At 64.4% G+C, this 25378-nt stretch carries 23 protein-coding genes; 10 read left to right on the forward strand and 13 right to left on the reverse strand.

Annotated elements, in window-relative coordinates:
• Nucleotides 1-55: 55 nt before the first annotated feature.
• A complete protein-coding gene (locus FJ443_RS12255) occupies nt 56-847 on the forward strand; it encodes a gamma-glutamyl-gamma-aminobutyrate hydrolase family protein (RefSeq protein ID WP_224647246.1) in 792 nt (263 codons plus the stop codon).
• Here FJ443_RS12255 and FJ443_RS12260 read toward each other — a convergent pair whose 3' ends face one another.
• The 5 genes from FJ443_RS12260 to FJ443_RS12280 all read right to left on the reverse strand — a co-directional run bounded on the left by FJ443_RS12260 (nt 848) and on the right by FJ443_RS12280 (nt 4872).
• On the reverse strand, nt 848-1252 hold the full coding sequence (locus tag FJ443_RS12260; RefSeq protein ID WP_140501137.1) for a hypothetical protein: 405 nt from the start codon (nt 1250-1252) through the stop codon (nt 848-850).
• 86 nt (nt 1253-1338) lie between these two features.
• Nucleotides 1339-2322, reverse strand: coding sequence for a 2-hydroxyacid dehydrogenase (locus tag FJ443_RS12265; RefSeq protein ID WP_140664201.1), 984 nt, complete (start codon nt 2320-2322; stop codon nt 1339-1341).
• Nucleotides 2319-3341 (reverse strand): LacI family DNA-binding transcriptional regulator, encoded by a 1023-nt coding sequence (locus tag FJ443_RS12270; protein WP_140501249.1) that lies wholly within the window; start codon nt 3339-3341, stop codon nt 2319-2321. The genes FJ443_RS12265 and FJ443_RS12270 overlap by 4 nt, the downstream gene beginning before the upstream one ends.
• Before the next feature lie 66 nt (nt 3342-3407).
• A complete protein-coding gene (locus FJ443_RS12275) occupies nt 3408-4292 on the reverse strand; it encodes a DMT family transporter (protein ID WP_181172188.1) in 885 nt (294 codons plus the stop codon).
• Between the two features lie 172 nt (nt 4293-4464).
• On the reverse strand, nt 4465-4872 hold the full coding sequence (locus FJ443_RS12280) for a DUF2000 family protein (protein ID WP_140664203.1): 408 nt from the start codon (nt 4870-4872) through the stop codon (nt 4465-4467).
• A gap of 49 nt (nt 4873-4921) precedes the next feature.
• Between FJ443_RS12280 and FJ443_RS12285 the strand changes: the two genes are divergently transcribed.
• Nucleotides 4922-5791 carry an AraC family transcriptional regulator gene (locus FJ443_RS12285; RefSeq protein WP_140664206.1) on the forward strand — a complete coding sequence of 290 codons (870 nt, stop codon included), beginning with the start codon at nt 4922-4924 and terminating at the stop codon, nt 5789-5791.
• A 16-nt stretch (nt 5792-5807) separates the two neighbouring features.
• Here FJ443_RS12285 and FJ443_RS12290 read toward each other — a convergent pair whose 3' ends face one another.
• Nucleotides 5808-6278 (reverse strand): MarR family transcriptional regulator, encoded by a 471-nt coding sequence (locus FJ443_RS12290; RefSeq protein WP_140525594.1) that lies wholly within the window; start codon nt 6276-6278, stop codon nt 5808-5810.
• Between the two features lie 411 nt (nt 6279-6689).
• On the opposite strand from FJ443_RS12290, the gene FJ443_RS12295 reads away from it, so the two are divergent.
• From FJ443_RS12295 to FJ443_RS12315, 5 genes are all read left to right on the forward strand, one after another.
• Nucleotides 6690-7739, forward strand: coding sequence for a GTP-binding protein (locus tag FJ443_RS12295; RefSeq protein WP_140580609.1), 1050 nt, complete (start codon nt 6690-6692; stop codon nt 7737-7739).
• Nucleotides 7740-7858: 119 nt separating this feature from the next.
• Nucleotides 7859-8833 carry a WD40 repeat domain-containing protein gene (locus FJ443_RS12300; protein WP_140664209.1) on the forward strand — a complete coding sequence of 325 codons (975 nt, stop codon included), beginning with the start codon at nt 7859-7861 and terminating at the stop codon, nt 8831-8833.
• Between the two features lie 98 nt (nt 8834-8931).
• The gene (locus tag FJ443_RS12305) at nt 8932-10305 is read left to right on the forward strand and encodes an aspartate aminotransferase family protein (RefSeq protein WP_140664212.1); all 1374 of its coding nucleotides are present in this window, start codon (nt 8932-8934) and stop codon (nt 10303-10305) included.
• Between the two features lie 47 nt (nt 10306-10352).
• Entirely contained in the window at nt 10353-11738 is a 1386-nt protein-coding gene (locus FJ443_RS12310) for a glutamine synthetase family protein (protein ID WP_140664249.1), read from the forward strand.
• Nucleotides 11735-12472, forward strand: a complete 738-nt coding sequence (locus FJ443_RS12315; protein WP_224647248.1) for a UdgX family uracil-DNA binding protein — start codon at nt 11735-11737, stop codon at nt 12470-12472. The genes FJ443_RS12310 and FJ443_RS12315 overlap by 4 nt, the downstream gene beginning before the upstream one ends.
• A 9-nt stretch (nt 12473-12481) precedes the next feature.
• Here the strand turns inward: FJ443_RS12315 and FJ443_RS12320 are convergent, their stop codons facing one another.
• From FJ443_RS12320 to FJ443_RS12335, 4 genes are all read right to left on the reverse strand, one after another.
• A complete protein-coding gene (locus FJ443_RS12320) occupies nt 12482-13747 on the reverse strand; it encodes a glycerate kinase (protein WP_140525599.1) in 1266 nt (421 codons plus the stop codon).
• A gap of 184 nt (nt 13748-13931) precedes the next feature.
• Nucleotides 13932-14438 (reverse strand): heme-degrading domain-containing protein, encoded by a 507-nt coding sequence (locus tag FJ443_RS12325; RefSeq protein WP_140664215.1) that lies wholly within the window; start codon nt 14436-14438, stop codon nt 13932-13934.
• 89 nt (nt 14439-14527) lie between these two features.
• A complete protein-coding gene (gene guaD, locus FJ443_RS12330) occupies nt 14528-15841 on the reverse strand; it encodes a guanine deaminase (protein WP_140664218.1) in 1314 nt (437 codons plus the stop codon).
• A 2-nt stretch (nt 15842-15843) separates the two neighbouring features.
• Nucleotides 15844-17061, reverse strand: coding sequence for a urate hydroxylase PuuD (locus FJ443_RS12335; protein WP_140501161.1), 1218 nt, complete (start codon nt 17059-17061; stop codon nt 15844-15846).
• Nucleotides 17062-17199: 138 nt separating this feature from the next.
• Between FJ443_RS12335 and FJ443_RS12340 the strand changes: the two genes are divergently transcribed.
• The 3 genes from FJ443_RS12340 to FJ443_RS12350 all read left to right on the forward strand — a co-directional run bounded on the left by FJ443_RS12340 (nt 17200) and on the right by FJ443_RS12350 (nt 20465).
• Nucleotides 17200-18120 carry a LysR family transcriptional regulator gene (locus FJ443_RS12340; RefSeq protein ID WP_140558761.1) on the forward strand — a complete coding sequence of 307 codons (921 nt, stop codon included), beginning with the start codon at nt 17200-17202 and terminating at the stop codon, nt 18118-18120.
• Nucleotides 18121-18228: 108 nt separating this feature from the next.
• The gene (locus FJ443_RS12345; RefSeq protein ID WP_140558762.1) at nt 18229-19212 is read left to right on the forward strand and encodes an LLM class flavin-dependent oxidoreductase; all 984 of its coding nucleotides are present in this window, start codon (nt 18229-18231) and stop codon (nt 19210-19212) included.
• Nucleotides 19209-20465 (forward strand): LLM class flavin-dependent oxidoreductase, encoded by a 1257-nt coding sequence (locus tag FJ443_RS12350; RefSeq protein ID WP_140558763.1) that lies wholly within the window; start codon nt 19209-19211, stop codon nt 20463-20465. The genes FJ443_RS12345 and FJ443_RS12350 overlap by 4 nt, the downstream gene beginning before the upstream one ends.
• Before the next feature lie 13 nt (nt 20466-20478).
• On the opposite strand, the gene xdhC is transcribed toward FJ443_RS12350, so the two are convergent.
• From xdhC to xdhA, 3 genes are all read right to left on the reverse strand, one after another.
• Nucleotides 20479-21486: a xanthine dehydrogenase accessory protein XdhC gene (xdhC, locus tag FJ443_RS12355; RefSeq protein WP_140664222.1), complete on the reverse strand. Its 1008-nt coding sequence runs from the start codon at nt 21484-21486 to the stop codon at nt 20479-20481.
• A 62-nt stretch (nt 21487-21548) separates the two neighbouring features.
• On the reverse strand, nt 21549-23894 hold the full coding sequence (gene xdhB / locus FJ443_RS12360; RefSeq protein WP_140658494.1) for a xanthine dehydrogenase molybdopterin binding subunit: 2346 nt from the start codon (nt 23892-23894) through the stop codon (nt 21549-21551).
• The gene (gene xdhA, locus FJ443_RS12365; RefSeq protein ID WP_140658467.1) at nt 23894-25375 is read right to left on the reverse strand and encodes a xanthine dehydrogenase small subunit; all 1482 of its coding nucleotides are present in this window, start codon (nt 25373-25375) and stop codon (nt 23894-23896) included. Before xdhA ends, xdhB begins: the two co-directional genes overlap by 1 nt.
• Nucleotides 25376-25378: the final 3 nt, after the last annotated feature.

Consider the following 25378-nt stretch of genomic DNA (forward strand, 5'->3'; position numbering starts at 1 on the left):
TCATGGAAAAATGTGCTGGGATCGCCTATTTTGAAGGCAGGATTCCCCGGCCCAGATGGAAAACAAAGCCAAAATGCAGCAGCCGCTCGTCGCCATATCGACCGACGTCCGTCAATTCGACAACTACACCTGGCATGCCGCTCCACAGCAATATCTGGAGGCGGCGATAGCCGGCGCCGGCGTGTTTCCGGTGCTGGTGCCTTCGTTCGGCGAGCGGCTCGATTTCGATGAGCTGCTGTCGTCGGTCGACGGCGTCATGCTGACCGGCTCGAAATCCAACGTCGACCCCTCGCTCTATGGCGGCGATGCCAGCGAGGCGAACGGCCCGTATGATCCGGCACGCGACGCCACCACCTTGCCGCTGATTCGCAAGGCGATCGAGCGTGGCGTGCCGCTGCTTGCCATCTGCCGCGGCATCCAGGAGATGAACGTGGCGCTGGGCGGCACGCTGGGCACCGAAATCCAGGAGCGTGAAGGCTCGCTCGACCACCGCGCGCCGGTGAGCGACAATCAGGACGAACGTTTCGCGATTCACCAGACCGTTTCGATCAAGGCGGGCAGTTGCCTGGCCGGTGTGTTTGGGGCCGGCGACATGAAGGTCAACTCGTTGCACCGCCAGGCAATCGGCCGGCTTGGTTCGAAGCTGCAGATCGAAGCCGTGGCCGACGACGGCACCGTCGAGGCGGTCTCTGTAAAGGATGCCCGCGCTTTCGCGGTCGGCGTCCAGTGGCATCCCGAATACTGGGTCAAGTCGGATAGTAACTCGGCCAAGATCTTCCGGGCCTTCGGCGACGCGGTTCGCCTGCATGCGGCTGCCAAAGCCGGCGCCCGCGCGGCGGCGGAGTAATCAGTCGTCGGTGCTCGGGTCCCCGGCGGCCGCCAGCGACAGCAGCGGCAGTGCGGGAGCGTAGGATTCGAATCCGTCGCCATCGGCGACCGCGAAGGTGACGATCGGATCGACGCCGTTGACGCTGAAGGCGACCGTGCCGTCCTCCTGCTCGCGCCAGAATTTCGCCCGCTCGATGCCTGGCATGAGTCGGCTACAGTTCGGAGCCACCGTCAAAAGCGACAGGCCGTCCGAGACGGTGGCGCCGCGTTTGATTGCGCAAACCCCCTCATCACCATTGGCGACCAGCCTGTAGGTGTCGGGCGGCGCGGCCTCTTCAGCGACGCTTTCACCAGTGCCGCCATGAAACAGCTGAACGCCGCCAAACAGGGCGGCGGCTCCGATCAGTACGGAAAGCGTTTTCATGGTGATCCTCATCCATGCGTACGGACAGGATGAAGAATGATTTCAAAGGGTTAAGCTGACGTTAATAAATATGGCAGCCCGACCGCTCAGCAGCGCGCCTTCACATGCGCGGTCTCGGGCACAGGTGTGATCGACCGGCGCTCGCTGAACCAGGACACCAGATTGTCGACGCACAGATCCGCCATGGCGCGACGTGTGTGCTCCGACGCCGAACCGACATGCGGCAACAGACTGGCATTGGTCGCGTCAAGCAGCGCCCGCGGCACGTTCGGTTCGTCGGCGAAGACATCGAGCCCGGCGGCGGCGATAGTGCCCTTGGCGAGGGCTGTCGCAAGCGCCGCCTCGTCGACCGTGCTGCCGCGCCCGATATTGACGAAGACGCCGTTGGCGCCAAGCGCCGACAGGATCTCGGCATCGACCGCCTTTTCCGTCGAGGCGCCGCCCGGGACCACCGAAATCAGCGTGTCGACTGCTTCGGCGAGGCCCTTCAGCGTCGGATGATAGGGATAGGACAGGCCCTCGACCCGGCGCCGGTTGTGATAGGCGACGGGCAATCCGAACGCCTCCAGCCGGCGGGCAATAGCGAGCCCGATGCGGCCCATGCCGAAAATGCCGGCGCTGCGGCCGCGCAAGGTAAGCCGGCTCAAGGGATAGTTGCCCTTGCGCTGCCAGCTGCCGTCGCGCAGCCAGGTTTCGGCGCGCGGCAGGTCGCGCACGGTGTTGATCAGCAGGCCGATGGCGGTGTCGGCGACCTCCTCGGTCAGCACATCCGGCGTGTTGGTGACCATGATGCCGTGATCGCCAGCGTGGCGGGCATCGACCGAATCATAGCCGACGCCGAAACTGGCGACGATCTCAAGCTTCGGCAATGCATCCATGAAGGCCGCGCTGATGCCGCCGAACGAGGCGATGGCGCGCACGTTGTCGCGCATATCATCGGTGACCAGGGACGGCTCGGCGCGCTCGATCCCGACACGCCTGAATGTCCGGTCGATGCGCTCGACCGCGTGGTCGTTGAAATGCCCCGGCACCAGGATGGCGACGGTTTGCAGTTGCTCGGGCCTCGTCATGCACGCTCCACCGGCTTGCCGGTCGACTGTCGCACATGCAGTTCCGGCTTGATCAGTTCCTGAGAGGGCCGCACCGTCTGCCCGTTCAGCTTGTCGAGCAGGGCGCTGGCGGCGCGGCGGCCAACCTCGCGCTGACCGTTCCACACGGTGGTCAGCGCCGGCGTGGCGATTGCCGCCTCCTCGAGATCGTCGTAGCCGGTGACCGATATGTCTAGGCCGGGCACCAGGCCGGCGCGCGCGATGCCGTTCATCAGGCCGATGGCGACGAGGTCGTTCCAGCAGCAGGCGGCTGTCGGCTTGTCCTTCAGGGCCAGAAACTGTCCGGCGGCCTCGAAGCCAGCCTGCTTGGTGCGCGGGCCGGGGATGCGCCAGGCCGGCCGCACTTCCAGCCCGGCGGCCTCCATGGCGTTGACATAGCCCTGGTAGCGATCGCGGCCGGTCGAGGTCTGGTCGGTGCCGCCGATCATGGCGATGCGCTTGTGGCCGAGCGAGATCAGGTGATTGGTGGCAAGCCCCGTGCCATAGGCATCGTCGCCGCGAAAAACCGGCACGTCGGCGCCCTCGACGGTGCGCGCGATCAGCACCGCCGGCAGGCCGTTTTCCTCGGCCATCAGAATATCCGAGGCCGGAGTGCCGATGGCCGGCGACATGATGACGCCGTCGGCGCCGAGCTGCAAAAGCGTGTCGATGAAAGTGCGCTGCTTCTCGAGCTGGTCGTAGTGATTGGACAGGATGAAGGTCTGGCGGCTGCGGTCGAGCTCGCTTTCGATCGAGCGCAGGATCTCGGCGAAGAACGGGTTCATGATGTCATGCACGACGACGCCGACAATGCCCGAACGCGAGGTACGCAGGCTGGCGGCACGGCGGTTGTAGATGTAGCCGATGGCGCGGGCATGTTCCTTGATGCGGTCACGGGTGCCGCCTGCCACCAGCGGGCTGTCGCGCAGCGCCAGCGATACCGTGGCCGTGGACACGCCGAGCGCATCCGCGATCGTCGACAGCTTGATCTTCTGTGCCAGCCTTCCCCTCCCCCGTCGTTTTTTAAACTGTTTAAAGGCGGCCTTATGCCACCCTTCGAGGCTAAATCAAAGTTTTTTTGCCAGCGCTTCCGCCTCGACGTCCAGCACCGCACGATTGCGCAGGCGCAGCCGGTGCTCGCGATGGACGATGTAGAGACCGCTGGCGACGATGACGGCGGCGCCGACGAGCGTCCAGCGGTCGGGGAACTGCTTGAAGACGATGAGCCCGGAAAGGATCATCCACACCATCTGCGAATAGGGATAGGGGGCGAGCGCGGTGGTGGTGGCCATGCGATAGGCCTGCACCAGAAGCCAATGACCGACGCCGCCAAAGACGCCGAGCATGAGCAGGATGAACCAGTGCCAGCCATCATGCGGCAGGGAAAACGAGAACGGCAGCATGGGCAGGAGCACCACCGCCGGGGCCAGTGCCGAAAACAGGATGAGGCTTTCCGATGTCTCGGTCGCCGACATGCGTCGGGTCATGATCACATAGAAGCAGTTCGACAGCATCGAGCCGAGCGCGAACAAATGACCGATGCCGAAAACGCCGACCCCCGGCCTTGTGATGATCAGAACCCCGGCGAACGCGGCCAGGATCGCCAGCCACCGCCGCCAGCCCGCCCATTCGCCAAGCAGCGGGCCGGCAAGCGCGGTGATGACCATCGGCCCGAAGAAATAGATCGATGTCGTCTCGGCCAGTTGCAGGGACCGCAGCGCCAGCACGTTGCAAATGGTCGAGCCGAACAGGAACAGCCCGCGCAGGACATGAGCCGGCAGGTTGGCCGGACGGAACCGCGCCGGTTCGCGCCAGCCGCGCAACAGCGCGCCGACCAGCACGACATGCACGGTAAAGCGCACCCAGGCGACGACAAGCGCGGAGACGCCGGCTAGGACGAGGTATTTGCTGCTGGTGTCGAGAAAGGTGAAGAAGACATAGGTGGAAAGCATGCACAGGATCGCCACCGGCGGCGTCGCGCTTTCTGAAGATGTTTGGGGAGCACTCACTTGCAGGCCGAATGGAAAGCTGGGCTGAGGCCCACCTTTGCGGCAATTGCGGGCGTGCGGCAAGCCAAAAGCGGCTGGCACAACAAGAGCTGCGGACAGGCTCAGGCCCGGGTCGTCAGGGATGCATGCGAGCGCCCTTGGTGATCTTGTCGACCGTCTTCTTGTCGGCGCGCAATGCGATGCCGACCACCTTGGCGTCTTCCGGCGCGAATTCGGCGAAGACGGCGCGGTTGGCGGCGTCGAACCCGGTCGAGAACATCTCCTCGATATAGAGCGAGCTCGTTACTCCGCGCTCCAGGGCGCGGCTGTGGATTGCGCCGAGTGTCGCCTGGTCGGCGGACAGCACGATGACGGGCTGGATCGACAGCGGGTTGTAGACATTGCCGGCGCGGTCACGATAGGGCTCGCCGATGATATCGGGGAACTGCGCGACGACGCCGCTGGTCAGGAATGCGGTGACGTTGAGCTTTTGCCAGACCGGCAGATCATCCCTGAGCACGATTGCAAATTTCGTATCGAACATGAGACAGTGACCATTCGGGGTTGTGCCCCTTTCAAGGCGAAAGGAAGCGATGTCGCTCGATCTAGGCAGCCAGGCGTTCCAGGGTCTTGGACGTTTGTGCGCGGAGGCTGCGGAAAACTGCATCATTGCCGCCCGCGACCCCGCCGGCATGGAGCGCATCGAGGCGCGATTCCACGGCAGCGCCTTCGACCTGCATCGCCACGACACCTATGCGATCGGGGTGACGCTGCAAGGCGTGCAGAGCTTTCGCTATCGCGGGGCCGCGCGGCATAGCCTGCCCGGCCAGATCATCGTCCTGCATCCCGACGAACTGCATGATGGCGGCACGGGAACCGAGGACAGGCTGCGCTACAGGATCCTCTATCTGGAACCGTCGCTGATGCTGGACTGCCTCGGTGGCGCATCGTTGCCTTTCGTCAGGCAAGCCGTGGTGGCGGACGAACGCCTGCGCGCGACCTTGCTTTCGGCGCTGGGTCCACTGGAGGAGGAACTCGACGAGCTGTTCGTCGCCGACTTCCTGGCGCAACTGCTGCAAGGGCTCGCCCGCCATGCCGGCCAGCCGGCGAGAGCGGTGCCGGGAACGGCCTGGCGGGCGGCCGCTCTGGCGCGCGACTATCTCACGGAAAACTCTGCCCGGCCCGTGCGATCCGACGAGTTGGAGGCGGTTACCGGGTTCGACCGCTATGCCTTGTCCAGGCATTTCCGCGCCGCTTTCTCCACCAGCCCGCATCGTTTCCTTTTGATGCGCCGGCTTCAGCGCGCGCGGCGCATGATCGCCGCCGGCGAGCCGCTGGCACAGATCGCGGCCGAGGCCGGTTTCAGCGACCAAAGCCACTTCAACAGGCAATTCAAGAAGGCATTCGGCATGACGCCGGGACGCTGGTCTTCGCTGATCCGTGGGTCCGCCGCGGTGGCCTGATCACCGCAACCGGCGGTCAGTCGTCCGACTCGGCGTCGTCGTCGATCAAGGCCAGGTCTTCGTTCGAAAGATTGGCCTCGATGCGGGCAAGAAATTTGAACAGTGCCTTCTGGTCCTTCTTGTCGAGGCCCTTCAGCGCCTGCTTTTCGGTCTTCTTCACCGACTTTTCGATGGCGCGGATGGTCTCGCGACCGGTGTCGGTGAGAAAGATATGCGCCTGGCGGGCATCGGCGTCGGAGGCGCGCTTTTGCAGAAAGCCCTGTGCCTGCAGCCGATTGATGGTTTTGGTGATGGTGGGCGGGCGCACGCCGAGCCGGCCAGCCAGATTGCCCGGGGTCTGGCCGTCCTCGCGGTCGAGCGCCAGCATGATCTGGTCCTGGCCGGCATAGAAGCCATGCGCCAGCAGCCGTGCCGCAAGCGCTGTTCTTGCCAGCCTTGCCGCCGAATGCAGCCGGCTCATTGTCGCAGTCTTGTCCGCCTTGGCCATGGTCATCCCTCTTCGGCCATACCGGTGCGGGCAGCATAGACGCAGCCGGCCGGTTGGCAATCGACGATCAAAAAAGATTCCGGCGCCTGAAACAGCTTTGCCGGCAAGCATTGCGGTACCCGCCGTGGCTAATGCCAGATGATTATTTCAGTTAGATGACAAACGACTTTTCGCGAAAGCGATTGCGGTGGATCGGCCCGCCGTGGCCGTCCACAGGCTCTTTTTGCGCACCGGTACTGCATGGCCTGCAGGGCGCCGCCAGCCGCCTAGTTCGACGAGACGCTGGCCTATGGATTGGACCGCAGCCATTCGCGGTTTGCCTCGTGCAAAAGCCCGCCGCGCATCCTATATGGAGCCGACAATCCCTTTCGAGGCCGAAATCTTTCAAGGCCCATCCATTCGAGGCAAGCCATGAGCGACGCACAGACGCAGATCCCCGTAACCGTTCTGACCGGCTATCTCGGCGCCGGCAAGACGACGCTGCTCAACCGCATCCTGTCGGAAAACCACGGCAGGCGCTACGCCGTCATCGTCAACGAATTCGGCGAGATCGGCATCGACAACGACCTGATCGTGGAATCCGACGAGGAAATCTACGAGATGAACAATGGCTGCGTCTGCTGCACGGTGCGCGGCGACCTGATCCGCGTCGTCGAGGGCTTGATGCGCCGGCCCGGCCGCTTCGACGCCATCGTGGTGGAGACCACGGGTCTCGCCGATCCGGTGCCGGTGGCGCAGACCTTCTTCATGGACGACGACGTGCGCTCCAAGACCAAGCTCGACGCCGTGGTGGCGCTGGTCGACGCCAAGCACCTGCCGCTCAGGCTGAAGGATTCCAAGGAAGCCGAGGACCAGATCGCCTTCGCCGACGTCGTCGTGCTCAACAAGACCGACCTCGTCACACCAGAAGAACTCGCCAAGGTGGAAGCGACGATCCGCGCCATCAACCCGGCCGCAAGGATCCATCGCACCACCCGCGCCGGCGTGGCGCTGTCGGAAGTGCTCGACCGCGGCGCCTTCGACCTGTCCAGGGCGCTGGAGAACGACCCGCATTTCCTCGAGGCGCATGACGACCACCATGATCATCACCACCACGATCATGACGGGCACGATCATGACCACGATGGGCACCACCATCACGCGCACCCATCCGACATCCATGACGTCACGGTGCAGTCGGTTTCGCTGCGCGGGGGCGAGATGGATCCGAAGAAATTCTTCCCCTGGATCGAGAAGGTCACCCAGATGGAGGGGCCGAACATCCTGCGCCTGAAAGGCATCATCGCCTTGAAGGGCGACGACGAGCGTTACGTCATCCAGGGCGTGCACATGATCATCGAGGGCGACCACCAGCGCGCCTGGAAAGACGGCGAGAAGCATGAGAGCCGGCTGGTGTTCATCGGTCGCGAACTGGACGCCGAACGGCTGAAGAAGAGCTTCGAGGCCTGCCAGGCCGCTTGATTTCCGGACTTTATGGCGGTAGCGCTGCCCGCTCTTCCTTCTCCCCTCGCGGGAGAGGGTGGGGCCTTGCTGGCGGCTCCCGAGACGACCAGCAACAATCTGGAATGGACCTGTCCTACATGCCGACCGTCGCCCCGCTTGATCTCGAAGGCCATTGCCTTGCCGCCGTCTTCCTCGGCGACGTGCCGCATTTCGCGCTGGCCGACGGCACCGTCCATCGGCTCGACAATGGCCACAAGACGGTGCAGGCCAATGACGGGCTGCTCGCGGCCTTCCACGATGCCGCCAATGACCGGCTGCTCACCGGCGGCGAAGACGGCAAGGTGTTTGCGGTGAAAGCGGGCGGCGAGGCCAAGGAATTGGCGAGCGCGGGCAAGAAGTGGGTCACCAGCGTCGCCGCTGGCCCGCAAGGTGCCATCGCCTACGCTACAGGCAAGACCGCCTATGTGCGCTTTGCCGACGGCCGCACAAAAGAGTTCGCCCATCCGCGTTCGGTCGAGGGGCTGGCATTTTCGCCCAAGGGCATGCGCTTCGGCGTAGCGCGCTACAATGGCGCGACGCTGCATTTCCCGGCCGCCGAGGGCAAGCCGGTGGAGCTCGAATGGGCCGGCGCCCATACCGGCATCACCTTCTCGCCGGATGGCGCCTTCCTGGTCACCACCATGCAGGAAAACGCGTTGCACGGCTGGAAGCTGGCGGACGGCAAGCACATGCGCATGAGCGGCTATCCCGCCAAGGTCAGAAGCCTGTCATGGAGCGTGAAAGGCAAGTGGCTGGCGAGTTCCGGCGCGCCGGCGGCGATCGTCTGGCCGTTTTCAGGCAAGGACGGGCCAATGGGCAAGGCGCCGCTGGAACTCGGTACGCGCGGCAATGCGATGGTGACCTCAGTCGCCTGCCATCCGAGCCAGGATGTCGTCGCCATCGGCTATGAGGACGGCATGGTGATGGCGGTGCGTTTTTCCGACGCCAAGGAAGTGCTGTTGCGCCGCCCCGGCAAGGGCGCCATCACCTCGATGATGTGGGACAGGGAGGAACGGCGCATCGCCTTCGGCAGTGCCGCCGGCGACTGCGGCGTTATCGACATCACGGGTTAGGGGAGTAGGGGAGTAGGGCAATATGGGAGCGGGTTTAGAGCATCCGGGCCGTTGAGCGCCTACCCCACTACTCCACTACTGCGCCAAAGAGGGGTTTCATGCACAGCGCCCACACGTCCATTGGCGGCGTCAGCCGCGACCGCATTGCCGCATTGCGGGATACCGAAGGCGCCAGCTTCCGCAAGGCGCGGCCGAAATCGCAGGCCAAGGCCGGCAACGGCCTGCCCGGCTTCTTCGGTGGCGTGCCGATGCACTGGATGAACGACTGGCCGACGCCGTTTCCGATCCTGGTCGAGAGCGCCAAAGGCGCTACGATCACCGACATCGACGGCAACAGGCTCGACGATTTCTGCCTCGGCGACACCGGATCGATGTTCGGCCATTCGCCGCCGGCGATAGCGCGCGCCATCCGCCGGCAGGCCGGACGCGGCCTGACATACATGCTGCCTTCGGAAGATGCGCTCGCCATTGGACCGCTGCTGCAACAGCGCTTCGGCCTGCCGTTCTGGCAGATCGCCACGACGGCGACCGATGCCAACCGCTTCGCGCTGCGCGTTGCCCGCGCCGTCACCGGGCGAGAAAAGATATTGGTTTTCAACGGCTGTTATCACGGCTCTGTCGACGAGACGATGGTGCGGCTGATCGACGGCAAGCCGGCCAACCGGCCCGGATTGTCCGGAGAATTCCGCGACCTGACCCGCACGGCCAAGGTCATCGAGTTCAACGACGTTGCCGCGCTGGAGGCAGCGCTCAGGGACAAGGATGTCGCCTGCGTCATCGCCGAACCGGTGCTGACCAATTCCTGCATGGTGCTGGCCGATCCCGGTTTCCACGAGGCGCTGCGAAAGCTGACCCGCGCGGCCGGCACGCTGCTTCTGATCGACGAGACGCATACGATCTCGACCGGACCGGGCGGCTATTCCGCGAAATACGGGCTGGAGCCGGACCTGTTCGTGCTAGGCAAGCCGATCGCCGGTGGTGTACCGGCAAGCGTATGGGGCATGAGCGAAGAGGTTGCCTCGCGCTACGCCGACTACAACAGGACGAAAGAGCCGGGTTATTCCGGCATGGGCACGACGCTCTCGGCCAATCCTCTGCAATTCGCCGCGATGCGCGCCGCGCTCGAAGAAGTGATGACGGCCGAGAACTACGACCGCATGGATCATCTGGCGCGGCGGCTCGATGCCGGGCTGACCACGGTCATCGACCGCTACCGCCTGCCATGGCATGTCGCCCGCGTCGGCGCCCGCGTCGAATTCATCTGCGCGCCGGGCCCGCTGCGCAATGGGGCGGAGGCGGAGGCCGCGCACGCGCCGGAACTCGAAGCCGCCATCCATGTCGCGCTGGTCAATCGCGGCGTGCTTATCGCGCCCTTCCACAATATGATGCTGATCTCTCCGGCGACCACTGGCGCCCAGGTCAACCGGCTGATCACCGCCTTCGGCGCAGTTGCGGCGGAGCTTGCGGCATGAGACAAGCCACCCAACAGACAGGCGCGCAAGCCAGGCCGGGCTCCATCATGACTTCACCTTCGGGCTCGACGCCCACCGAGGCGCAGGCCTTTCTCGACGCCCATCCTGAGATCGAAGCCTTCGATATCGTGCTGACCGATGCCAACGGCGTCGGCCGTGGCAAGATCGTGCGCCGGCACGAGCTGAAAGCCATCTTCGAAGGCGGCCGGCACATGCCGATCTCGATCCTCGGCCTCGACATCACCGGCGAGGACGTGCACGAGACCGGGCTGATCTGGACCACCGGCGACGGCGATCTGCGCGCCTGGCCGATTCCTGGCACGCTGGTGCCGCTCCACGGGACCAACCCGCCGCGCGGCCAGGTGCTGATGGCGATGTATCATCTCGACGGCGCGCCGATGTCATCGGACCCGCGGCTGGCGCTGGCAAGGCAGGTCGACATATTGGCGGCCAAGGGGCTGTACCCGGCCGGCGCCTTCGAGCTCGAATTTTTTCTCCTCGCCAATGAGCGCGACAGCGACGGCAAGGTGCAGCCGGCGCACGCCGTGCTGGATGGCCGCGTCTCGGGCAAGACCGAGGTCTACTCGGTCGACCATCTGCACGGCATGGAGCCGCTGTTTACCGACATCTATGCCGCGGCCAAGGCACAGGGCATTCCGGCCGAGACCGTGATTTCCGAATATGCGCCCGGCCAGTACGAATTGACGCTGAACTACCGCAAGGATGTGATGCGGGCGGCCGACGACCTCGTCATGCTGAAGCGGCTGGTTCGGGCGCAGGCGCGCCGCCATGGCGTCACCGCTTGCTTCATGGCCAAACCGATCGAGAAATATGCCGGCTCCGGCATGCATTTCCACGTCTCGCTGCAGGACAAGGCTGGCCGAAACGTTTTTTCGGAGGCCGGTGGCGAGAGTTGGTCGCTGCCACTGCTGCGCGGGCTGGGCGGCCTGATCCAGACCATGGCGGAATCGATGCTGGTGTTTGCGCCGCACGCCAATTCCTGGCGGCGCTTCGTCTCCCAATCCTATGCACCGGTGGCGCCGACCTGGGGCGTCAACAACCGGTCGGTGGCGCTGCGCGTGCCGGCGGGCGACGCCAGGAACCGGCGCATCGAGCATCGGCCGTCGGGCGTCGACGCCAACCCCTATCTGATCGCGGCAACCGTGCTTGCCGGCATCGTCAAAGGGCTCGACGAAGGCCTCGACCCCGGCCCCGAGACGACCGGAAACGGCTATGAGGCGGCGGTGACGCGCACGACCATGCCGGTCGACTGGCGCGCGGCGATCGAGGCGGCCAGAGCGTCCAGCTTCCTCAAAGCCGCGCTTGGCGAAGACCTGCACCGCACCTTCGTGGCGATCAAGCAGTCCGAATACCTGCGCGTGGCGCGCACGGTCAGCGAGCTGGACTATCACCTCTATCTGCACGAGGTCTGAGCCCTCGGAGGAACCATCGCCCTTCCCGTCCATTTCAGTGTCAGAACCGACAGGACAGGATGATGGCGACCACAGGCCAAACGCATGAAGCGAAGAGGCCGGCCAGGCGCATTTCCGGGCCGTCCGACGAGCCACTGCCAGATGTCACCTCGATCTCGGAGCTGCGTGAGGTAGCGAAGGCTTGCCACCGCTGCCCGCTGTGGCGCGATGCGACGCAGACCGTGTTCGGCGAAGGGCCTGACGGCGCCAAGGTGATTTTCGTCGGCGAGCAGCCCGGCGATCAGGAAGATCTCGCCGGCGCTCCCTTCGTTGGCCCGGCCGGCAGGGTGTTCGACGCCATACTGGACGACGCCGGGGTCGACCGCCAGAAAGTCTACGTCACCAATGCGGTCAAGCACTTCAAGTTCGAGCCGCGCGGCAAGCGTCGCATTCATTCCAAGCCGAACGCCGGCGAGATTCAGGCGTGCCGCTGGTGGCTCGACCAGGAATTCGGACTGATCAAACCGAACCTTGCCGTGGCGCTTGGCGCAACGGCGGCATTGTCGCTGCTCGGCAAGGCGGTTCCGGTGACGAAGATGCGCGGCCAGGCGATCGAGCGGGAAGATGGCATGCGTGTGTTCATCACCATCCATCCATCCTTCATCCTGCGCATCCGTGACCGTGCGGACAAGGAGGCCGAGCGAGAACGGTTCCTTGACGACATGAAGCAGGTGAAGCGGCTGATGGCTGCCTGATCCAAACGATTAGCGAATCAGGATGGCCCTGAGATCGTTGACATTGGTGCCGGTCGGACCGGGCACGAACAGATCGCCGACCGCGTTGAAAGCCGTCCAGGCATTGTTGCCTGCCAGCATCGCCTTGGCGTCGATGCCGGCCGCGCGCATGCGCGCGACCGTGGAACCATCGGCGAAGGCGCCGGCATTGTCCTCCGAGCCGTCGATGCCGTCGGTGTCGGCGGCCAGGGCGTGAATGCCCTTCACATCATTGATGCCGATGGCGAAGGCGAGCAGGAATTCGGAGTTGCGGCCGCCTTTCCCCTTGGCACGCAGCGTCACCGTGGTCTCGCCGCCGGACAGGATCAGCACCGGCTTTGAGAAAGGCCGATTGCGTGTCGCTACTTCGCGCGCGATGGCCGCGTGAACCCCGCCCACCTCGCGGGCTTCGCCCTCGATGGCATCCGAGAGAATGACAGCTTCCATGCCCTGTCGGCTCGCTTCCGCTGCGGCTGCTTCGAGCGACACGCCGGCGGAGGCGATCAGATGCACCTCGTTGCGCGAAAAGCGCTCATCCCCGGGAATTGGTGCATCGGCGGCCGGTGAATTGATATGCGCCATGACCGAGGCCGGCAGGTTCATGCCGTAGGCTGATATCGACGCCAGCGCATCCGCCCGGCTGCCGGTGTCGGGAACGGTCGGGCCGGATGCGACCAGCGCCGGATTGTCACCGGGAATATCGGAGACAACCAGCGACACCATTTTGGCCGGCCAGGCGGCGGCGGCCAGCCGGCCTCCCTTGATGGTGGAAAGATGCTTGCGGATGGTGTTCATCGCCGCGATCGGCGCGCCCGACGCCAGCAGCGCCTCGTTGACGGCGATCTCGTCGGCCAATGTCAGGCCGGTTGCCGGTGACGGCAGCAGCGCCGAACCGCCGCCGGAAATCAGCGCCACCACCAGATCGTCGGCGGTCAGCCCTTGCACCTTCCCGAGCAGCCGCCGCGAAGCCTCGAGCCCGGCGGCGTCCGGCACCGGATGCGCCGCCTCGATGATCTCAATGCGCTCACATTTCGCGTCATAGCCGTAGCGGGTGACGACCAGTCCTTCGAGCGGGCCGTCCCATGCTTTCTCGAAGGCCGCCGCCATCTGCGCCGAGCCTTTGCCGGCGCCGATCACGATGGTGCGGCCCTTGGGCCTGACCGGCAAATGATAGCGGATGGTCTTTTCCGGATCGGCGGCGGCGACGGCGGCGTTGAAGATGGAGGTGAGGAAGGATTTGGGATCGAGAATGGTCATATCCGGCAGCCAGCAGCGTTTCGCGCATTCTTGCAGAGCTGACGTTGCGCCTCACCCCGACCCTCTCCCCGTGAAGAACGGGCATAGGGGGATAGCCAGCGGTGGAGCGTTTCACTTCCACCCGCAGCAGCTACAGCGCAGCTGCTGCGAAGGACGGGCAGGCGGATGAGGGGCGGCGCCGATGTCACGATTTTTCTTCCGGCGGCAATACCAGTTCGCGCTTGTCGAGGCCCAAATGATTACACAGCGCATCGACCACCACGCCGTGATCCTCGCGCTCCGGCAACCCGGAGACGGCGATGACGCCGATGACCCCGACACCCTTGACCGTGACGGGAAAGCCGCCGCCGGCCAGCACGTAGTCAGCAATATCCAGGCCCTCGCCGATCTTGAAAGTGCGGTCGGGGCGCTGCTGTTCCAGCACCATGCGGTAAGTGCTTTTCAGGAACCGCTTGACGACGTTGATCTTGCGCCGCGCCCAGTCGGGATTGGAAGCGTTCGAGCCCGGCATGGCGGCGTAGAACAGCGGCCGGTCGAAGGTCCTGATGTCGACTATGACCGGGAGATTCTCGGTGAGCGCCCTGTCGCGGATCGCGGACCCGACACTGAACGCAACCGCCTCGTCGAAGGCGGGAAAGACAAGGGCTTCCTCCTGTCTCTTGATCAGAGCGATGTCTTCGGCAACGGCCATGTCGTTCCCCTTTCAACGTCGCCGCACGCTTTGACGGATGGTTGCCGCTGGGTCAAGCCCGGGTCAAGCAAGGAACGCGCCGTCACGTTCTAAATTGCCAGATCGGTTTTTGCCGGCCGACCCGCCACATAGACCTCGCGCACGGCGCGATCATCGCCCAGCGTCTGCAAGAGAAAGAGTTCCTGCGCCAGCGTCTCGACGGTCTCCATCCTGAGCCGCATCGACGACGTCGCCCTGGCGTCCAGCACGACGATATCGGCATCGGTGCCTTCCTCCAGCGTGCCGATCCTTTGCGCCACCGACAGCGCCTCGCCGTTGCCGCGCGTGACCTGCCAGAAGGACTGGAACGGGTTCAGCTTCTCGCCGTTCAGCGCGATCACCTTGTAGCCCTCGTCCATGGTGCGCAGCATGGAATAGTTGGTGCCGCCACCGACATCGGTGGCGGCGGCGATGCGGAGGGCTTTATCGCGGGTGCGGTAGCGCTGATAATCGAACAGGCCGGAGCCGAGGAAAAGGTTCGAGGTCGGGCAGAACACGGCTACGGAGCCGCTGTCCGAAAGCGCGTCCGCTTCCCGCTCCGACAGATGGATGCAATGGCCGAGCAGGCTCTTTCTACCCAACAGCCCGTAATGCTCATAGACGTCGGTGTAATCGCGCGACCACGGATAAAGCTCCTGCGTGAAGGCGATCTCGGCATGGTTTTCCGACAGATGCGTCTGGATGTGCAGGTCGGGGTATTCGCGGCATAGCGCGCCGGCCATCTCCATCTGCTCCGGCGACGAGGTGATCGCGAAGCGAGGGGTGATGGCATAAAGCTGCCGGCCCTTGCCGTGCCACTCCTTGATCAGCGCCTTGCTGTCGTCATAGCCCGATTGCGGCGTGTCGAGCACGCCATCGGGCGCGTTGCGGTCCATCATCACCTTGCCGGCGATGTTGAGCATGTTGCGGTCATGCGACTCGGCGAAGAAAGCTTCTGCGGAGGCCTTGTGCACGGAACAGTAGGCGGCAACCGTCGTGGTGCCGTGGCGCACCATCTCGTCGAGGAATAGCCGCGCGACGCGCCGGCCATGCTGCGCATTGGCGAACTTCGTCTCCTCCGGGAAAGTGTAGGCGTTCAGCCAATCGAGCAGTTCCGCGCCGTAGGAGGCGATGATCTGCATCTGCGGGAAATGCACATGGGCATCGATGAAGCCCGGAAGCAGCAGATGCGGCCGGTGATCAATCCTTCTCGTTGTCTCGCCTGCCTTCCTTTCAACATCGACGTAAGCGCCCGCAGCGACGATCCCGCCGTCGTGGATCAGCAGGCCGCCATCCTCCTCGTAGCGCCAGGCGGAATGATCATCGATGCTTTCAGGCCAGCGCACGAAGGACAGCGTGCGGCCACGCAGAAGTGTCGATGTCATGCTTATTTCCCCGCGCCTTCGAACCAGGCCACCAGCAGCGCCCGCTCCTTGTCGGTGATCTGGCTGACATTGGCGGGCGGCATGGCATGGCTGCGGCCGGCCTGCAGATAGATCTCGCGGGCATGCTCGGCGATGCCGGCGTCTGTATCCAGCATCACGCCCTTGGGCGCATGGTAGATGCCCTCGTAGACCGGCTCCTGTGAATGGCACATCGAGCAGCGGCCGAGCACGGTGTCGCGCACGGCCGGGAAATGGGCCGAAGCGATATAGACTTGCGCCGAGGCGGACGCCTTCGGTTCGCCGGTCAACACCTTCGGCACGGTGGACAACCAGACGATGATGAGGAACAGGACAAGGGCGCCCAGCCAGGTCCAGTGCGGGTTGCCGGCGCGCTTGTGCACGGTGTTGAAGTAGTGGCGGATCAACACGCCGATGATGAACACCAGGGAGGCGATGATCCAGTTGAACTCAGTGCCGAACGCCAGCGGGTAATGGTTCGACAGCATCAGAAACAGCACCGGCAGCGTCAGGTAATTGTTGTGGAGCGAGCGCTGCTTGGCGATCTTGCCGTATTTCGGATCCGGCTTGCGGCCGGCGATGAGGTCGGCAACGACGATCTTCTGGTTGGGGATGATGACCATGAAGACATTGGCCGACATGATCGTGGCGGTGATGGCGCCCAGATGCAGGAAAGCGGCGCGGCCGGTGAACAGATGGGTCAGTCCCCAGGCGATGAACACCAGCACGCAGTAGAGCACCAGCATCAGGCCTGTATCGCTTTTGCCCAGCGGCGAACGGCAGAGCAGGTCATAAACCACCCAGCCGACGCCGATCGTCGCCATCGACAGGACGATCCCGACCGGCACAGACATCGGCAGCACGTTGGGATCGATCAGGAACAGGTCGGCCCCGGCATAGTAGACCACGCACAGCATGGCGAAGCCGGACAGCCAGGTGGCGTAGGATTCCCATTTGAACCAGGTGAGGTGTTCCGGCATCTCGGCCGGCGCGACCAGGTATTTCTGGATGTGATAGAAGCCGCCGCCATGCACCTGCCACTCCTCGCCGAAGGCGCCGACAGGCATGCCCGGTCGCTGGCGCAAACCGAGATCAAGCGCGACGAAATAGAAGGACGAGCCGATCCAGGCGATGCCGGTGATGACGTGCAGCCAGCGCACGGCAAAGCTCAGCCAGTCCCAGAAAATAGCGAAATCCATCATTGAAGTCGTCCCTGCCGATGAAGCGACTTTACGGTGTGGCGCGCAAACGGAAAGAGGCGAGGTGTGCGATGACTTTCAAAAAAAATTGGAAAATACTAGGTTGCTCGCACACAGCTTGATTGAAAGCCCCTGAACCGCATGGCCTATCTCGACAACATCGCCGTCTTCGTCCGCGTGGTCGAGCTCGGCAATCTGTCGGCGGCCGGGCGCGACATGCGCATTTCGCCGGCGGTTGCTTCCAACCGAATCAAGGAGCTGGAGAAGCACCTTGGTGTGCGGCTGTTCAACCGCACGACACGACAATTGATGCCGACCGAGCATGGCACGGTGTTCTACACCGGCGCCAAGCAGGTGCTGGAAGCGATCACCGAGGCGGAGGCCGCGGTTTCGGCCCTTTCCGGTCAGCCGCGCGGCACCATCCGCGTGACCGCGCCGCTCGGCCTCGGCCGCCGCCTGGTCGCCTCGGGTATTCCCGATTTCCACGACAAATATCCTGATATCGAAGTGCGGCTGAGGCTCTCGGATCACAATGTCGATATCATGAAAGAGGGCATCGACGTCGCCTTCCGACTCGGTATCATCGAAGATTCCAGCCTCAGGATGCGCGGCATCATGGAATGCGAGCGGGTGCTGGTGGCGGCACCCAAATATCTGGAGGCGCGCGGAGAGCCGGCCGAGCCGCAGGAACTGATCAGCAGGAAGCACGATTGCCTGATGCTGCGCTATTCCGGCGCGCGCGAATATGTCTGGACCTTGCAGACGCCGAACGGACCGCAGAAATTCGAGGTGCACGGGCCCTATGATACGGACGATGGCGACGTGCTGACCGGCTGGGCGCTGTCGGGGCGCGGCATCATCAACAAGCCGCGCTTCGAGGTCGAGCCGTTCATCCGCGACCGGCGGCTGAGGATCATCCTGGCCGGCACGCCGCCGACGCCGGTGCAGTTCGCCGCCGTCTATCCGCACAAGAAGCTGCAGGACCCGAAGGTGCGCCTGCTGCTGGATTTCATGGCCGAGCGCTGCCAGCGGCTGATCAAGGACATACTGGTCGGCAAGTGAGCGGCTCCTGGCCCAGTCGCAAGGGTTGCCTTGCGCGAAGGCGAACTTAGGTTCGCGGATGCCGCCTCATGGCCGATGGGCTTTGCGCCGACTGACGAGCTAGCCACAATGCATCTCACCGTTTCGCTCAACATTGCCTCCACGGCCGGGCAGGCCGGCGCGCTCACCTTCAGCGACTTGGCCGGCTTCGCGCAGCGGGCGGAAGCGGCCGGGCTGGACATGATTGTTCTCGACGATGCGCCGCCGGGCAGGGCCGGGTCGGGCAACCCGTTCGAAGCGACGACCCTGCTTGCCGCACTGGCGACCGTGACGAGCAGGATCGGGCTGGTCGCCACCGCGTCGATGGTTGCCCACCAGCCCTACAATCTGGCGCGCCGGTTCGCCTCGCTCGATATCATCAGCCACGGTCGCGCCGGATGGAACGCAACGATGGCGCAGGCGCCGAGCGAGGCGGCCAATTTCAGCCGGCCGGATGGATTTTCCAGCGACGAGTTTCGCCGCCGCTCCGAGGAATACATCGGCATCGTCCAGGGCTTGTGGAATGGCTGGGAGGCGGACGCGCTGTTGTTCGACAAAGACAGCGGCCGCTTTCACGATCCCGGAAAAATGCACCAACTCGACCACAAGGGCGAATTCTTCGCCGTGCGCGGACCGCTGAACGTGGCGCGCTCGCCGCAGGATACGCCGGTTCTGGTCCTGTCCGGCCTGGCGGCAGGCGACCTCGACATTGCCGCGCGCACAGCCGATGTCATCCTGCTGGACGAAAGGCAGGCAGCGCGGCGCAGGGCACGCCATGACGAATTCAGGCGCCGCGTTTCCGCGTCCGGGCGCGAACCGGATGCCGTGAGAATATTGGCTGACATATCCCTCGCCGCCAACGGCGTCGCCGGGCTGGCCGACAGGATGGAGGAAGAATTCCGGGCGAACAATTGCGACGGATTCAACATCCGGCTGTCCGCGCACATTTCAGCGCTCGACGATTTCACCAATCGCGTTCTGCCGGAGCTGCGGCGGCGCGGCGTGATTCGACAGAGCCATGGGGGCACAACGCTGCGCTCGCATCTGGGACTCAGCGGCGGAGGCGACCGATGACCGCGCGCCAGATGAAGCTCGGCGTCTTTCTGTGGGCGACGGGCCACCATATCGCCGCCTGGCGGCATCCCCAGGCCCATGTGAAGGCCGGGATCGACATCGATCATTACGTCGCGCTGGCGCGCACGGCGGAAGCGGCGAAATTCGACCTGTTGTTCTGCGAGGATGCGGCCGGCCTGCGCGAAGCCGATGTCAGCATCGCCAGCCAGACCTCGCGTTCGATCGGCTTCGAGCCGATCAGCCTGCTTTCCGCACTCGCTGTCCAGACCAGCCGCATCGGCCTCGTCTCCACGGCTTCGACCAGCTACAACGAGCCTTACGGGCTGGCACGAACCTTCCTTTCGCTCGACCAGCTGAGCGGCGGGCGCGCCGGCTGGAACCTGGTCACGTCGGCCAGCCCGATCGAGGCCGCCAACTTCGGCGCAACGGGTCTCAGACCCCACGCCGATCGTTATGAACGGGCACGAGAATTCGCCGAAGTCGTCACCAGGCTTTGGCACGGCAAGCTCGGCGCCTCCGGCCATGACGGCCAGAGCTTTTCGGTGTGCGATCCACTCGATTTGCCGCGTTCGCCGCAGGGCGCCCCGGTCATGGTTCAGGCCGGCGCCTCGGATGTCGGCCGCGATCTCGCCGCTCGCACCGCCGATGTGGTGTTCACCGCCGCGCAGACTTTCGCGGAAGCGAAGGCTTTCTACGACGATCTCAAGGGCCGTCTGGCGGCCTATGGACGCGAACCGGACGACATCAAGATCATGCCCGGCGTCGCCCCGGTGGTGGCGGAAACCGAAGCGGAAGCGCGGGCGAAATACGAGGAGCTGCAGGAGCTGATCCCCGATGACGTCGGCGTAGCGCTGCTGTCCAGCTATCTCAGCATCTCCGATCTTCGGCGCTATCCGCTCGACGGGCCGCTGCCCGAATTGCCGGAGAGCGAAGGCATGAAAAGCCGGCAGGCCCTGGTCATCGAGCAATCGCGCCGCGACGGCCTTTCCATCCGCCAGCTTGCCCGCCATTTCGCCGGCGCACGCGGCCATTGGCGCATCGTCGGGACCGCGGTGCAGATCGCAGACGAACTCCAGGCCCGGTTCGAGGGCGGTGCGGCGGACGGCTTCAACGTCATGCCGTCATATTTCCCCGGCGAACTCGATGCCTTCGCCACCCTAGTTGTGCCGGAGCTGCAGCGGCGCGGCCTGTTTCGCAGGGAGTATGAGGGCCGCACACTGCGCGATCATCTGGGCTTGAAGCAACCGGTATAGCCGCGACGTGACCTTACCCGGCCAACGTCCTATCATGCGGCATCTGACGTCCGGCATTTGACGCGGCGCCGTGATTGACCAGCGCCGTCATGATCTCGGCGGCCGCTAGCGCGGCAATGACGGATGGGCGCTTGTCTTTCACGGCGTCACCGCCAATTGGGGAAACGAGGCGGGCAAACTGCGCTTCCGTACCCTCCGCCGATTTCAGCAACCAGTTCCTGAACGTCGCTTTCTTGGTCTTCGAGCCGATCATGCCGACATAGGCGGTGTCGCCACGCTTCAGGGCTTCGGCGACAATCAGGAAGTCCAGCGCATGATCATGGGTGAGGATGGCGAAGGCGCTGCCTGCAGGCGCGTTGCGCACCTCGGCTTCAGGCATCGGGGTCAGCCGCGTCTCGACGGCTTCCGGCATTCCGTCTAGCGCGTCGGCCCGTGTTTCGATGACAACGGCACGCACAGGGAGAAGCGCTACCGCGGAGGCCAGCGCCTGCCCGACGTGGCCGCCGCCGAAGATGTAGACATAAGGCAGTTCAGCCTGCTCGATTTCCGCGGCCGAAATCAGCTCCTGCGCCAACGTCGCATCGACGAGGCGGATCGACACCTCGACGCGCCCGCCGCAGCATTGGCCGATCTCCGGACCGAGCGCCACGTCGAGGATCACGTGGGCGTCGGGGCGGGTCTCTTCACCCTCCCCCTTGTGGATAGGGTTGGACGACGTCGTCGTCGAGGGATCTGTGAACGCCGCTCCCCCGCCCCGTTTCGCTGACGCCGCTTCGCGGCGTCCGCTCGCCGACCCTCCCCGCAAGGAGGAGGGTAAAGAGCCCAGCATCTGCCGTGCCTTGTCGATGGCCATATATTCCAGTTGGCCGCCGCCGATCGTGCCCGATGTCGCTGCTTGCGAGACGAGCATGAAGGCGCCCTTCTCGCGCGGCGTCGAGCCCTTCGTCGCCGCGACCTCGACGAGCGCGACCCGGCCGGTTTGGCCAAGAAAGGCTTTCAGGCTTTGCACAGTCGTGTTCATTTTTTACATTCCCTGTCGGGAAATATAGGCCTTTTCGGCCTGTTTTGCACGTTTTGCCGGAGTCAGGTCTTCGCCTCTTTCTTCAGCCGCTCGATCGCCATCAGCACGCGTTCCGGTGTCGCAGGCGCATCGAGACGTGGACAGATCCTGTGGTCGGCGACGCTTGCCACCGCGTCGGACAGGGCATGCAGCACCGACATGCCGAGCGGGAAGGGCGGCTCGCCGACCGCCTTGGAGCGATGGATCGTCGGCTCACCGGCCTCCGGCCAATCGGCCAGTGTCACGTTGAAGATCTTAGGCCGGTCCGACGCCAGCGGGATCTTATAGGTCGAGGGCGCATGCGTGCGCAGCCGGCCCTTGTCATCCCACCACAGTTCCTCGGTCGTCAGCCAGCCCATGCCCTGGATAAAGCCGCCCTCGACCTGGCCGAGGTCGATGGCGCGGTTCAGCGAGCGGCCCGTCTCGTGCAGGATGTCGGTGCGTTCGACCATGTATTCGCCGGTCAGCGTGTCGACCGAGACTTCCGAGCAGGAGGCGCCATAGGCGAAATAATAGAAAGGACGGCCCTCGCCCTTGTCGCGGTCCCAGTGGATCTTCGGCGTCTTGTAAAAGCCGGCCGCCGAAAGCTGGATGCGGGCCATATAGGCCTGCTTGACGAGGTCGGCGAAAGGTATCTCCTGGTTGCCGATTCGCACCCTGTTGGGCAGGAACAGCACCTGGTCGCGTGGCACCTGGTATTTCTCGGCGGCGAAATCGGTCAGCCGGTCCTTGATCTGGCGGGCGCCATTCTGCGCCGCCATTCCATTGAGGTCGGTGCCGGACGACGCGGCGGTGGCCGAGGTGTTCGGCACCTTGCCGGTGGTCGTCGCGGTGATCTTCACCTGGTCGAGATCGATCTGGAACTCTTGCGCCACCACTTGCGCCACCTTGACGTTGAGGCCCTGCCCCATCTCGGTGCCGCCATGGTTCAGATGCACCGAACCGTCGGTGTAGACATGCACCAGCGCGCCGGCCTGGTTGTAATGCGTGGCGGTAAACGAGATGCCGAATTTGACCGGCGTCAGTGCGAGGCCTCGCTTGATGAAGCGGCTGTTGTTGTTGAAGGCCGAGATTTCGCGCCGGCGCCTTGCATAGCTGGCGCTTTCTTCCAGTTCCGCGACGATGCGGTGGATGATGTTGTCCTCGACCGCCTGGTGGTAGGGCGTGACGTTGCGGTCGGCGGTTCCATAGAAATTCCGCTTGCGGATCTCAAGCGGGTCCTTGCCGACGGCAAACGCCACCTCGTCGATGATACGCTCGGCGCCGACCATGCCTTGAGGGCCGCCGAAGCCGCGAAAGGCGGTGTTCGAGACCGTGTTGGTGTAGAGCGGCGCCGACTGTGCATGCACAGCCGGCCAGAAATAGGTGTTGTCGCAGTGGAACAGCGCGCGGTCGGTGACCGGGCCTGAAAGGTCCGCAGAAAAGCCGCAGCGCGCCGCGAACATGAAGTCGACGCCGAGAATATTGCCCTCATCGTCGAAGCCGGCTTCGTAGTCGATGAGGAAATCGTGCCGCTTGCCGGTGGCGATCATGTCGTCATCGCGATCGGGCCGGATTTTCACTGCCCGATGATGCTTCTTGGCTGCGATCGCGGCCAGCGCTGCAAACTGGTTGCCCTGCGTTTCCTTGCCGCCGAAGCCGCCCCCCATGCGACGCATTTCCACGGTAATGGCGTTGCTCGGCACGCCGAGTGCATGACCAACCATGTGCTGGACTTCGCTCGGATGCTGCGTCGAGGAATAGATGGTGACGTCCTGATCCTCGCCGGGAACCGCCATCGCGATATGCCCTTCGAGGTAGAAATGCTCCTGGCCGCCGACGCGCATTTTTCCTTTCAGCCGGCGGGGGGCCTGACGGATCGCAGCAGCCGCGTCGCCGCGCTTCAGCGTCAGAGGCGGCGTGACGAGTTTGTCCTTGCTCGGATCAAGCGCGCCGATGTCGGTGACGAAAGGCAATTCCTCGTATTCGACCCTTGCCAGCCTCGTGGCGCGCCGCGCCTGCTCGCGCGTCTCGGCAATCACGCAAAAGATCGGCTGGCCGAAAAACTGTACCTTGCCGTCGGCGAGTACCGGCTCGTCATGGCGCCCGGTCGGCGAAATGTCGTTCTCGCCCGGCACATCCTTTGCCGTGAGCACGTCGATCACGCCGGGGGCGGCGCGCACCGCCGACAGGTCCATTTTGGCGATGGCGGCATGCGTGGCCGTGGCCAAGCCGAGGCAGCCATGCAGCGTGCCCGCCGGTTCGGGCATATCATCGATGTAAACGGCGCTGCCGCTGACATGCTTGTGCGCGGAATCATGGCGCTGGTCTGTGGCGACGCCGCCGACGATCTTTTCGGCCTTTAAATTGGCGCTGGCGTGCTTGTTCATCATGCCGCCTCGTTGCGCGACACCTGGAACGGTGCCCTGGTGCCGGTGGTTTCGACAAAGAAACGCAGCAACAAGTTTTTCGCCGCCAAAGCCCGATATTCAGCGCTTGCCCGCATGTCGGTGAGCGGCGTGAAATCCGTTGCGTATTCGGTCATCGCCGCCTCGACTGTTTCTTCGGTCCAGGGTTTGCCGAGCAGAGCTTTCTCGACCGCCGCAGCCCGCTTCGGCGTCGCCGCCATGCCGCCATAGGCGATGCGGATATCGGCCACGGTGCCGTCCCTGGCCAAGGTCAGAAAAAACGCGCCGAGGGCGGCGGTGATATCCTCGTCGCGGCGCTTGGTGATCTTGTAGACGCCGAACTTCGTTTCGTTTGCCGGAACCGGCACATGCACGGCCTCGACGAACTCGCCGGCCTGCCGGTCCTGCTTGCCATAGGCGATGAAGAAATCCTCGAGCGGGATCGTGCGCCGCTTGCTTCCACGGCGCAGCGTCAGCCGCGCGCCGAGCGCGATGAATGGCGGCGGTGTGTCGCCGATCGGCGAGCCATTGGCGATGTTGCCGCCGATCGTGCCCATGTTGCGCACCTGTTCGCCGCCGATGCGATCGAACAATGGCCCGAGCGCCGGGATGCGTTTCGACAGCATCGCGAAGGCATCGGAATAGGTGACGCCGGCGCCGATCGAGATCACGTCCTTGTCCTCGGCAATGGCGCACAGCCCGTCGAGATTGCCGATGAAGATGACAGGCGAAATATCGCGCATGTGCTTGGTCACCCAGAGACCGACATCGGTCGAGCCGGCGACGATGGTGGCGCCCGGTTCCTTGTCGAGCACGGCGGCGAAATCGTCAACGTCAGCCGGCACGACGAGCCGCGCCTTGCCGGCGCCGATCTCGATCCGTGCGCCGTCGCCCATCGCCTCGAGTCTGGCCATGATCGACTGACGCTCCAGCGCCAGCGGATCCTTCTGTGCTTTGCCGTAGCTGGAGATGGCGCGAGCCGCGCGCATGATCGCCTCATAGCCGGTGCAGCGGCAGAGATTGCCCTGCAAGGCCTTTTCGATGGCCGCGTCCGACGGTTCCGGTGATTTCATCCACAAGCCGTAAAGCGACATGACGAAACCTGGCGTGCAGAAGCCGCATTGCGAACCGTGGAAATCCACCATCGCCTGCTGCACCGGGTGCAACTGGCCCGGCGTTCCACGGAGATGCTCGACCGTCACGACATGGGTGCCGTCCAACGAACCCAGAAAGCGGATGCAGGCGTTGACACTTTCATAGACCAGTTCGCCGGCGGAAAGCCTGCCGACCAGCACGGTGCAAGCGCCGCAATCGCCCTCTGCGCAGCCTTCCTTGGTGCCGCGCAGCGATCGGTCGAGCCGCAGCCAGTCGAGCAAGGTCGCGTCAGGCGCCACGGATGACAGCACGACATCCCTGCCGTTGAGGATAACACGAATATCGTTACGGATCTTGACCTCGGCCACGTC

It is taken from the genome of Mesorhizobium sp. B2-6-1 (genome assembly GCF_006440475.1).
Classification (GTDB): domain Bacteria; phylum Pseudomonadota; class Alphaproteobacteria; order Rhizobiales; family Rhizobiaceae; genus Mesorhizobium.

Excerpts from the sequence above, each read along its gene's own strand:
- FJ443_RS12255 (WP_224647246.1), top strand. The coding sequence starts at position 56 with ATGGAAAACAAAGCCAAAATGCAGCAGCCGCTCGTCGCCATATCGACC.
- FJ443_RS12260 (WP_140501137.1), bottom strand. The coding sequence starts at position 1,252 with ATGAAAACGCTTTCCGTACTGATCGGAGCCGCCGCCCTGTTTGGCGGC.
- FJ443_RS12265 (WP_140664201.1), bottom strand. The coding sequence starts at position 2,322 with ATGACGAGGCCCGAGCAACTGCAAACCGTCGCCATCCTGGTGCCGGGG.
- FJ443_RS12275 (WP_181172188.1), bottom strand. The coding sequence starts at position 4,292 with ATGCTTTCCACCTATGTCTTCTTCACCTTTCTCGACACCAGCAGCAAA.
- FJ443_RS12280 (WP_140664203.1), bottom strand. The coding sequence starts at position 4,872 with ATGTTCGATACGAAATTTGCAATCGTGCTCAGGGATGATCTGCCGGTC.
- FJ443_RS12285 (WP_140664206.1), top strand. The coding sequence starts at position 4,922 with ATGTCGCTCGATCTAGGCAGCCAGGCGTTCCAGGGTCTTGGACGTTTG.
- FJ443_RS12290 (WP_140525594.1), bottom strand. The coding sequence starts at position 6,278 with ATGGCCAAGGCGGACAAGACTGCGACAATGAGCCGGCTGCATTCGGCG.
- FJ443_RS12295 (WP_140580609.1), top strand. The coding sequence starts at position 6,690 with ATGAGCGACGCACAGACGCAGATCCCCGTAACCGTTCTGACCGGCTAT.
- FJ443_RS12300 (WP_140664209.1), top strand. The coding sequence starts at position 7,859 with ATGCCGACCGTCGCCCCGCTTGATCTCGAAGGCCATTGCCTTGCCGCC.
- FJ443_RS12305 (WP_140664212.1), top strand. The coding sequence starts at position 8,932 with ATGCACAGCGCCCACACGTCCATTGGCGGCGTCAGCCGCGACCGCATT.
- FJ443_RS12310 (WP_140664249.1), top strand. The coding sequence starts at position 10,353 with ATGACTTCACCTTCGGGCTCGACGCCCACCGAGGCGCAGGCCTTTCTC.
- FJ443_RS12320 (WP_140525599.1), bottom strand. The coding sequence starts at position 13,747 with ATGACCATTCTCGATCCCAAATCCTTCCTCACCTCCATCTTCAACGCC.
- FJ443_RS12325 (WP_140664215.1), bottom strand. The coding sequence starts at position 14,438 with ATGGCCGTTGCCGAAGACATCGCTCTGATCAAGAGACAGGAGGAAGCC.
- guaD (WP_140664218.1), bottom strand. The coding sequence starts at position 15,841 with ATGACATCGACACTTCTGCGTGGCCGCACGCTGTCCTTCGTGCGCTGG.
- FJ443_RS12335 (WP_140501161.1), bottom strand. The coding sequence starts at position 17,061 with ATGATGGATTTCGCTATTTTCTGGGACTGGCTGAGCTTTGCCGTGCGC.
- FJ443_RS12340 (WP_140558761.1), top strand. The coding sequence starts at position 17,200 with ATGGCCTATCTCGACAACATCGCCGTCTTCGTCCGCGTGGTCGAGCTC.
- FJ443_RS12345 (WP_140558762.1), top strand. The coding sequence starts at position 18,229 with ATGCATCTCACCGTTTCGCTCAACATTGCCTCCACGGCCGGGCAGGCC.
- FJ443_RS12350 (WP_140558763.1), top strand. The coding sequence starts at position 19,209 with ATGACCGCGCGCCAGATGAAGCTCGGCGTCTTTCTGTGGGCGACGGGC.
- xdhC (WP_140664222.1), bottom strand. The coding sequence starts at position 21,486 with ATGAACACGACTGTGCAAAGCCTGAAAGCCTTTCTTGGCCAAACCGGC.
- xdhB (WP_140658494.1), bottom strand. The coding sequence starts at position 23,894 with ATGAACAAGCACGCCAGCGCCAATTTAAAGGCCGAAAAGATCGTCGGC.